Here is a 10,404-nt window from a genome sequence, read left to right as displayed (position 1 = left end):
GCACATACTTTACAGCTTCACGTTTAAATGTCTCGTTAAATCGTTGTCTCGATTCGCTCATGGACTGACACCTCTTAGTCAAAGTTAAGATTATTATTACTGCTACACTAAGAGACGTCCACTATTAATTCTAAGAGTAGTTCCGAGCCTATCGCGCGGAGTCGCGATGCTTGGGCTCGGGTTTCGAGCCTATCGCGCGGGGCAGCGATGCTTAGGCTCGAGTTCCGAGCCTATCGCGCGGAGTCGCGATGCTTGGGCTCGGATTTCGAGCCTATCGCGCGGGGCGGCGATGCTTGGGCTCGAGTTCTGAGCCTATCGCGTGTGAGGCAGCGACGCTTAGGCTCGGGTTCCCAGCCTATCGCGCGGGGCGGCGATGCTTTACCTCGCATTGCACAACAAAAACCACGTCAGCCCAAGGCGAACGTGGCCAATCGCGGTCATCTGCATCCTTCAATCTTTTAGTACACTTCAACGAATGGACGTATTTCATTCCACCCTTCTCCTCATCAGCTCAGCCTTCTCGTTTCGCAGCTGCACATGATAAGTGATGTGCGAATCTATCTTGTTCCACATCACTTGAAGGGTGCTATCAGGCAGCCTAACCACCTCTAGGTGACCTTGAAGGTACTCCTCATCACTGCGATTATAGTGCAGCATCTGAACGAAAATCACTTCCTTTTGCACGGCAGCCGCTATAAGAAGGGACGTTCTCAGCCCGCTAGGGGGATTATCCGGAGTCAATGCGGTGTATATTGATGTTGGCAGTGAGCACCACGTCATTTGCTCAAGTGTACCTTCACTCATCTGATAGACAAAACAAGGAGCACCCTGCACCAATCGCTGCTTCATTTGAAACCAATGTTGATCCAGCCGACTCAATCGCACTTCGGTCGCAGACCAGTCTTGATCGTTACCACTGCTTATGCGTGTGCCGCTAACGTGATTCATCCAATGAACCTCGCGTGCCTCTGGTACTGTAACTTGAACTACATCCAGCAGGTGATCCTCACCTAACACGTTAATTCTACGAATTTGTACACCTGTATAGGCATCAGCATCCCATGGATTCAGCTCAGCTGGCAAAATGATACGATCCTTCATGTGATAATCGTCCGCTAACCAATCCACAGCCGTTTCCAACCATACGCCCCATGACTCCTCCTGCAGCTGAATCAAACGCCCATCTCGTGGCGGCTGGTCTGCCCCGTTAATACTCACTGTGTTATGGGAGTACGTATGTTTAAACCACCCGTAATGCACCGGCACGCCATAAGCGGTTGTGCCAGGATCAATGAGCAGCGGGACATGGCCATGCATAATAGAGAGACCCAGCCGATCCATGTGATCGTGCTCACCGCCGAAGCGACTGTGCTTTACCAGCACATGCCAGCCGGCTTGGTTCACCAGCTTAGTCAGCCCGCTGGCTGGCAAAGCTTTCGTCGTCTGCATCACGACAATTAGAGAAGCCTTTCCTTGCTCGGGCAGCTCCTCCCCAAACAGGAGTGCATATATAGAATCTCGTTGAGCCCATGTTTGAACACGGTTCTCCTCGTCATTCCTCCATGTCCCATAAGCGGTAAGTAAATACGTACGATAGGCATCATCACCATAGATGGCATAAGCAATTTCATAATAGGGGGCATATGTTCCAATATGGCTAAAAGATGCTGCATCATTCAATACCGGCATCCAACCACTCGGCAGCAGCAGCTCTGGCGGAAAGTCAAACATGGCTTTCAAGGCTCGATTCGTCCATATCTCCCGACTGGTTCCTTCCGCAATCATGGCATAGTGAAGAAGGGATTGAAAAGCATAGAAGTGATAATGAACATTACCTTCATACCAAAACCCATCTTCGAAGATGCCTCGTTCAAGCTGGTCCAACAAACCATATTCACCTGTTAATCCTGCCTGAATAATGTCTTCATTCTCTAGCAACAGCCCAAGCGCTGCTACTGCAGACGTAATCAGAACGGCGTGATTGTGAATCTGGTTTTCTTTATAATCGATTAAGAACCGAGCACATGGCTCCAAAAGCCCTTTACAGATATGAGCAGCTTCTTCTTGCGATAAGCTCTCTTTAATGACATCAAAGCCGAGGGCAAGATCCGTAATCCAATGAGCTTCATCTAAGGTTTGGGCAAACAAACGTCCCGGCCCGTTATAAGGAATATTGCCATGAATGGCATATGTGTCGTAGTTATCTGCATACGCCATTAAATAGTCTTTGATCTGACTCAGCCGATCGTTATCGGGTTCTACGACAGACTGCAACCCCAAATGGTAGACAGCCCGGCCGATCTGGACATGTGTAAGTGAAACCCACGCGGCATTATACGGTTCCCCTGTATACACCTTACCGCATTGTGGGCACGCATGCTGACAAGGCTGGTCCCACTGAAAGGTCAGCATGGCACCGTCGGATGCACAATGATAATAATGTGTCCACTGCCCTTGTTCATTCGCACGTATTTCGTATGAAATGCGGGCAGCCTGATCTGCTTCATATCTCAATCGCTCAGCAGCCAAACTAAAAGCTGGCGAAGACCAGTTTAATCGGAGTCGTTCCAAACGATATTTGTTCATTTCCTTCCTCCTACCTAACCTTTCAATGACCCAGCTGTCATTTGCATAAAGGATCTATTGGCAACCATATACACAACTAATAATGGCAGAATCGATAAGCAAGCCCCCGCTAGCATGTAATGGGTTTGAACGGCAGCTGAGGCCCCATAACGCAGGTAAGACAAGCCAACCGTCAACGTCTGCAGCTTCGGATTCGTCATCGTAAACACTAACGGACGCAAGTATTCATTCCACGCTCCGCAAAAGGTAAACAAGGCGCCAACGCCTAGACCTGGTCGCATCAGAGGTAAAATAATACGCCAGAAGATGCCGGCATTGGAGCACCCGTCAATGCGGGCTGCTTCATCTAATTCCCGGGAAATGCCTTTCAAGAAGCTTAACAAAATAAAGAAGATATACGCGTGTCCGCTAATTAGAATGAGGACAACCCCCCATAAATTCGTATTCATGTGAAGTTTCACCATCAACTCGAATTGCGGTCTAATTACAACAGCGCCGATGGAAATGAACATCGTGGAGGCTTGAATAGCCACATAAATGGCTTTACCGGGAAAATGAATCCGATCAACCACATAAGCCGCCATCGAAGCCACGATCAATGTCCCGATCGTCGTTGTTCCACTTAGGAATAGACTATTCCAAGTAAATCGAGCAAAATTCGCCTGTACCCAAGCTTCCTTATAATTAGCGAAATGCCAGGAAGACGGAAAGATTTGGCCCCCCTTGGTAATTTCAATATTGGACATGAACGAGCCTAGAAAGGTTACAACCACTGGAAATACGATGAGTAAGGCTGTCACCAGTAAGAACAACCAAAGCAGTACCCTACCGCCTAATTTCCCCATCGAAAATGATGCCACTTGTTTCTTTATATGGACAGCAGGTATCGTTTCTCTCACTTCCATGATGTCTAAGTCTCCTTCCTATTGCAGTTTATTTAAGCGTCTCGACATCGCATGATAAATCAGTGTGATGATGCCTACAATGACAGCCGTCATGAATCCAACCGCGCTGCCGTAGCCAAATTGTTGATCCGTTATAGATCCTGAAGCTGTTGGGAAAAAGAGTTTATACACGTAGAGGTACATCACTTCTGTCTTGCCTACCGGTCCGCCTTCCGTGAGAACCATGATGCTCTCATAGCCTTTCAGGGAATTAATGATGGCCAGCATAATAACAATTTGCAGCACCGGCCCTAGCATAGGGATCGTTAAATACCAGAACTGCTGGACTTTGTTCGCTCCATCCAAAGATGAGCTTTCGTACACATCATTCGGGATATTTTGAAGACCAGCCAGAAATAACAGCATATAGTTACCTACAGCGCCCCACACCGCGATGAGGATCGTTGTCAGCATCGCATGCTTTGGTCCAAGCCAGTCGATTCTTTCGGAGATGATATGAAACTTCAATAAGTACTGGTTAAGAATACCGTTATATGAGTTGAAAATGATAAAAAATACGACAGCCATGACAGCCGAGCTAATGATCGTTGGCATGAAATAGATCGCTCTTAGCCAATTGCGCCCGCGCAGTTTGCTATTCAAAATAACAGCGAGTAGTAAGCATAACGGAAGTGTAATGATCAGCTTGCCACCGGCATAAACGAATGTATTGACAACCGAATGCCAGTATTCTGTATCTTGCCAAAGCCGTCTAAAATTATCGAATCCAATAAAGGTTGGAGCCGCGAAGCCCTTGTACTCATAAAACATATAGCGAATCGCCCATGCAATTGGATAGACGCCCAGCACCATGGTCAGTAGAAAGCTCGGAAATAAAAATAAGTATGAAAAACCGATCTGGCGTGCCCTGTTCATCTCATTCCCTCCTAAAATGCCCCAAAAAGTGAAGCTAAGATAAGTCGCGAGAGTGGAGGTTCAGCTCCACTCTCGCTTTATTACTCTTTTAATTAGCATCCATTCAGCACTATTTCATCATTAATTTCATCGGATCGAAGCTCGGGTTCGGAGTAACTTTGACATCGCCCTTAGCAACAGCTTTATCCAGCGCATCATTGTAGCGTTTGTTTAGATCTTGTGTAATTTGATCCAAGTTACCACCGCTGAGCATATATTTGACGAATGCGTCATTGTATTTCATGCCTTCAACCGTAACGGTTGGTTGAAGCGGCCATGTGCCATCATTCCCATTTGGCAAGAACCCCTCAATCCCTTTGATATCCGGTTTTTTCGCGACAGAGGATACCGCTGGGACCATGGATATGCCGAAGCCTTTTTCATGATAGGTTTTCAATACGTCATCTTGGTACATGAATTGCATAAATTTCCAAGCTTGATCAGCATTTTTGGTCGTACTGCTAATGGAAAGCCACTGTCCACCCAAGAAGGAGCTTGCTCCTTTGATCGTTCCGTCAACCGTAGGAACCGGCGCTGCAGCCCACTCAATCTTCGCAGGGAACTGATTCGCGTATACGCCTGGCTCCGAGGAGTAGGAAATATACATGCCGATTTTACCTTCAGCGAATTGTGCGCGCAGTGGATCAATATCCAAGGATTCCATCCCTGGCAATGTGCTGCCGTCGTCTACCATTTGCTTGAAGGATTGCATAATATCTTTGTACCCTGTGAAGTCGAACTTGGCTGTTTTGAAATCATAGCCAAATCCACCGAACCCGCTTACCTCAGCGATAGCCCTTGCGGAACGGCCTAGAGCACTTTCTGGACTTTTGAAATTTAGCGCAAAACCGTAGGAGCCATTCGCCTTACCGACTGCTGTAATTTTCTTCGCATCGTCCACCATTTCTTTCAACGTCTTCGGAGGTGCTGCAATGCCTGCTTTAGCGAAAAGCTCTTTGTTATAAACCAGTCGAATCGTTGAGCCATAGTTTGGAAGACTGTATAATTTACCACCAATACGGTTGAAATCGTCAATGATTGGGAATTCCTTCTTCATGGCATCCGTTACGTAAGAATCAATGGGCTTGAGATAACCTTTCGCTGCGAAAGGCTGAATCGTACCTTCTTTCACACGGATAATATCAGGCGCTTGTCCGGAAGCAAAAGCCAGATCGATCGCCTGGTTGAAATCTTCCGTCTTTACAACCATTTCGACTTCGATATTTTCGCCATTCGTATCATTAAATTTTTGTACGACACTTTTAATGTAATCCATATCATGTCGATCGAGCGTCCAATAAACGAGTTTCGTTTTATCCTTCTTAGCAGGTGCTGCGCTGGTCTGACCCGTAGATGTCTTCGCGGATGCCGCTGGGCTTGCTGCTGTATCTGTTTTGGTGGAGCTGCAAGCTGCTAAACTGCCTGCCAGTGCAACTGATAATGTGACGGTCCCTAATTTCTTTATCATGTGTAAGCCTCCCCTTGAATCTGTTGTTTACATCTCTAATAGTAAAAGAATTCGCTTCACCTGATAATGAGGTCAATTCTTGAATGAGGGCAGATTTTTCTATATGTTGCCCTTACCAATCGCACGTGAAACAGGCAAGTCCTCACGGCTTGGAGGACTTGCCCAAAGACATTTCTTTGAATTCTGTCGGTGTAAGACCCGTTTGCTTTTTGAATACTTCACTGAAATAACGGCGGTGCTCATAGCCGAGTTGCTGCGCGATCTCCTGAACTTGAAAGTCCTCGATCAGCATCGATTTCGCCCGCTCCATTTTCGCATGGGTAACGAATTGACCAAAGGTAGAACCCGTTACTTTCTTGAACAAATTAGAATAGTAGCCCCAACTCAGGTTTACCTGCTTCGCACAGTGTTCCAAAGTCAAGTCGATGTCCAGATTGGCTTTGATATACTCGACTGAACGATGAATAATTTTCTGCGACTCGCTCGCCCGCTCCTGATGAATCATGCGGCAACCGATTTCGCACAGTTCAATGAACCAGGCGCGATAGGCCAATATGGCAGCTCCGCTTTCCCTAATTTCTTGATTTTTCGCCTCAAATTCGGCTAAGCTAGGTCGTGGGAATTTCTCCATAAGCACACGCAGCATGCGCAGGACGAGGCCTTGCAGCAAGCGCTCTACGACTCCTGGTTCAGGCAGCACGGGCACTTTCCCCATCTCGTTGAAAATGGTCATCGCCCATTCCACACAGGCGTCTCGATTCCCTGAGCGGAATGCGAATAGAAACTCATTTTCGCTATCCTCGGTATAGATCCACTCCACTGGAACTGCTGTCGCATCCGCATGGTAGCTGAAAGCGCCATTCCCTCCTGTGTAGAAATGATACGACAAAGCGCTTAGCGACTGCTGATAGCTCTTCGGCAGCTCTTGCACAGTCTCTACACATTGGCCAATGCCAATGGAGATGGTGAACTTCGTATGACGTGCGATATTCGCGCAGCACTGATCTGCGATAGCAATCGGCAGCTCTGGACTCGGCACGTTGAGGATACAAATATAACGATTGAATCCCTCCCGAAATACAACCGCTGCTCCACTCAAGGCAATCGTCTCTTCCACGATATTTTGCAATGAAAAACGGACTAACTCCAGCTCCTTCACCGGTACTTCGCCATATTTATCCGTAAACTGATCGATTTGGATGGTCATCACCGTAAAAGGCGGCTTCAGCTCATTAATGTCCAGAAAATCCGATAAACGCGCCAGCTCAGATTCGTTGGTTTGATGATAAACCAGTAAGGATAAATACTCCTGTCTGAGGGCTGGCATACTCTCTTTGATCTTCTGCTGAAGGCCAATAAGCTGGGTGCGACTCAGGTTCTCTTGCTCCCATACTTCCTTCGCCTTCACAACCGCTTTCACAATTTGCTCGATGGAAAAAGGCTTCTTCACATAATCCAATGCGCCATATTGGATCGCTTTCTGAGCATAATCGAAGTCTGTATAAGCGCTGAGAATCACGACTTTACTCGTCGGCAAGATCTCCATAATATGGCGGGTCATTTCTAAGCCATCCATTTTGGGCATGCGAATATCCGTTAGAATTAGATCTGGCCGCGTTTCCCGGATAACCGCAAAGCCTTCCTCGCCATTGGTCGCACTACCTACAATTTCAATGCCGTGTTCCTCCCATGGAATCTTCTTCGTGATCATATCAACAACGCTTCGAATGTCATCTACCACACATAGCTTAACTAGTCGGTCCATGGAAATCCTCCTCTTTCTCATACCGTGGCAGCCACAAGTCGATTTGCGCTCCGCCCCATGCATTCACACCGATCTCCATCCGTTGCTCCGTTCCATAATACAGCTGTAGTCGGGTATAAATATTGCGCAGTGCATAGCCGTGCTTTGTTGTCGTAGGATGCATCATGCTCTGGAGGAGAAGCTCTGGAACCAGTCCTTGTCCATTATCCTCAGCCGTGATATGCAACCAATTGCCGTCCGCGCGAGCTGTGAGCTGAATTTCCCCACCGGCGGTCATGTCTTTAAAGCCATGCAAAATACTATTCTCAATCAGCGGTTGGATCATGATTTTAGGCACAAGACAAGCTTGCAGTTCAGGTTCGATGTCCATCCGGAAGACGAATAAATTCTCATACGATCGCTGCTGAATCGCCAAATATTGACGAACATGATCGAGCTCATCCTCCAGTGGTATGAGATCTCGACCACCACTTAAGCTCAGTTGGAACATATTCGATAGCGCCAAAATCATCTCATTCACATCTTCATTCTCACCCAGCACCGATTTGCAGTAAATCGTATTGAGCGTGTTGTAAAAGAAATGCGGGTCCATCTGCGCCGATAACGCTTTAATTTCAGCTTTGCGCTTATCCCGCTCACGGTTTTTCACATCGGCAATAAGCTGCTTAATCTCATCCAGCATACGGTTGAAACGGAATCCTACTTGGGAGACCTCGTCCTTATAAACGCTTTCAAAACGAACATCCAAATCATTTTCCTCGACGCGCTTCATCAGCTTCTGCAGTCTGAATAGCGGCTTGAGCAGAAGAAGCGTGAGATTGTTCGATATGAACAGCGAGACCAGTACAAAACCGATCGTCACCAACGTTGTTGCTTGCTTAATCCCATTTAATTGGGCAAGTAATTTTGCTTTGGCTTGGATGCCAACGATTAGCCAATCCTCCTTGACGTCCAGCCTTGCATAGTTAACCAAGTAATCCTTCCGATCCTTATCGGTGAAGAAAAATGAACCCTTCCGTTCCCCCGTCAATTGCTGCACAAAGTCTGGCCGTTGGATGAAGGCCTTATCCTGTGTGCGGTCTGCATAATTAATATCTTCACCTTGTGAATCTACGAAATAGTAGTGTTTATCAGGGTCCGTTAAGTTCTCCATAAAGAGATCCCGCAGATCGTCTTCCTTCACATTAATGACCACATACACATTGGTCGGCTCATTTCGCGTGTACGAATCTTCACTGACACCCTCTGCGACGAGCGAGATCACCCGCTGCCCACCTGTGAAAAAAGGATCCACATGCCCCTTGCTCCAAAATCCCCGCTTTAAGAGCTGAAACTGCTTGAACATTTCCGACTGGTAAAAAGAATTTGCATGATTCCGCGCACTAGACGTCGGATAGAAATCCCCGATAGGCGTAGCGATAAGTATACTCTCGATCATAGAATCGTTGAATTTCACTTGTGAAAAGACATACTGTAGGGCTGTCAATGACTTATAGTAGCTGGAGCTATCTTCATTCTGAACATCCTTCATCAGCTGCTTGAAGGCATCACTGAACATGAGCGAACGAACGGCGGTACCGATATTTTTCAGTCTTTCATTGACGATTTGCGACGATTGATTCACGGTATCTTGGCTCGACTGCATCGCGTTGCGCTGAATTTCCTTCGATGCGATGAGGTAGGCGATGCTGCCTGTAGCCACTAGACCTACGGTAATTAAGAGGACGAAGGTAAACCATATCCGTTGTTTTAACGAAAAGGAATGGAATAGGCGTGGCAGCCACGACCAGATAGCAAGCTTTTTCATAGGCGACTCAGCACCTTTCCTGTGTCCGAAGATAGTCTTTCTCTACTTTACATTATAGTATAGGTCACATTCCGTGGGCATGGGGAAAAGTCATGTTGAAGGGCAGTTTTCTACATATTCTTTTAAAATTAGAACATATGTTCTTTATTTTTTCGGGTAAATGTGGTAATAATTAGATGTAGTCTTTTTCATGCAAAAAATAACTCGATTTAAGGAGCTGTTATGTCATGTCCGTTCGTTTAACTCCCTATTTAGTATTACCTGGTACTGCTAGTGAAGCCATTCAATTTTATGAAAAAGCGTTGGATGCCAAAGTTTTATTCAAACAAACCTTTGGAGAGATGCCTGAAAATCCCGAATTCCCATTAGCTGATGAGCAAAAAGGACTCGTTGGGCATGCGATGCTGCAAGTAGGCGAGAGTCAAATGATGTTCTCGGACACGTTCCCAGGTCAGCCCGTTCAACAGGGCGATCAAGTGACGATTTGTATCACAACGAAGGATGCCAGCCTATCCAAGCAATACTTCGATGGACTCAAAGAAGGCGGTACGGTTATCCTTGATATGCACGAGGCATTCTTCAGCCCAGCCTACGGACAAGTGAAGGATAAGTTCGGTGTGACGTTCCAATTGTTTACCGAAGGCGAAACGATGATGTAAGTATGAAAATGGCCCTGTCGCAGGTTTCTGCGGGAGGGCCTTTTTTGCTTTTTGGATATAGGCATCCGAACAAGGGTTTCGCTGGAAATGGGTGCTGCTGGTTGTGCATACTTGAGGAGGTGCATTAGATGGAAAATGTCCATCCATTTGAACACTTTTCGCGCATATAGAATGATTAGATGGATTTCTGCTCTTAGAATTAATAGTGGACGTCTCTTAGTGTAGCAGTAATAATAATCTTAACTATGACTAAGAGGTGT

Annotated in this window: 7 protein-coding genes; 1 reads left to right on the top strand and 6 read right to left on the bottom strand. The window is 46.6% G+C overall.

Translation table 11 applies throughout. The features are described 5' to 3' along the window. Positions 1 to 486 precede the first annotated feature (486 nt). From A8709_RS01710 to A8709_RS01685, 6 genes are all read right to left on the bottom strand, one after another. Positions 487 to 2,586: a heparinase II/III domain-containing protein gene (locus tag A8709_RS01710; RefSeq protein ID WP_065850494.1), complete on the bottom strand. Its 2,100-nt coding sequence runs from the start codon at positions 2,584 to 2,586 to the stop codon at positions 487 to 489. A 14-nt stretch (positions 2,587 to 2,600) separates the two neighbouring features. After that, a complete protein-coding gene (locus tag A8709_RS01705) occupies positions 2,601 to 3,431 on the bottom strand; it encodes a carbohydrate ABC transporter permease (protein WP_065850496.1) in 831 nt (276 codons plus the stop codon). A gap of 78 nt (positions 3,432 to 3,509) precedes the next feature. After that, positions 3,510 to 4,406 carry a carbohydrate ABC transporter permease gene (locus A8709_RS01700; protein WP_065850493.1) on the bottom strand — a complete coding sequence of 299 codons (897 nt, stop codon included), beginning with the start codon at positions 4,404 to 4,406 and terminating at the stop codon, positions 3,510 to 3,512. 109 nt (positions 4,407 to 4,515) lie between these two features. After that, positions 4,516 to 5,913 (bottom strand): ABC transporter substrate-binding protein, encoded by a 1,398-nt coding sequence (locus A8709_RS01695; protein WP_065850492.1) that lies wholly within the window; start codon positions 5,911 to 5,913, stop codon positions 4,516 to 4,518. Positions 5,914 to 6,055: 142 nt separating this feature from the next. Beyond that, a complete protein-coding gene (locus A8709_RS01690) occupies positions 6,056 to 7,678 on the bottom strand; it encodes a response regulator (RefSeq protein ID WP_065850491.1) in 1,623 nt (540 codons plus the stop codon). Next, positions 7,662 to 9,485 carry a cache domain-containing sensor histidine kinase gene (locus tag A8709_RS01685; protein WP_065850490.1) on the bottom strand — a complete coding sequence of 608 codons (1,824 nt, stop codon included), beginning with the start codon at positions 9,483 to 9,485 and terminating at the stop codon, positions 7,662 to 7,664. Before A8709_RS01685 ends, A8709_RS01690 begins: the two co-directional genes overlap by 17 nt. A gap of 227 nt (positions 9,486 to 9,712) precedes the next feature. On the opposite strand from A8709_RS01685, the gene A8709_RS01680 reads away from it, so the two are divergent. Further along, positions 9,713 to 10,144 carry a VOC family protein gene (locus A8709_RS01680; protein WP_065850489.1) on the top strand — a complete coding sequence of 144 codons (432 nt, stop codon included), beginning with the start codon at positions 9,713 to 9,715 and terminating at the stop codon, positions 10,142 to 10,144. The last annotated feature ends 260 nt before the right edge of the window (positions 10,145 to 10,404 follow it).

Origin of the sequence: Paenibacillus pectinilyticus, from assembly GCF_001700435.1 — a bacterium.
GTDB classification, from domain to species: Bacteria; Bacillota; Bacilli; order Paenibacillales; family NBRC-103111; genus Paenibacillus_E; species Paenibacillus_E pectinilyticus.
This window is presented reverse-complemented; position numbering and strand designations above follow the sequence as displayed.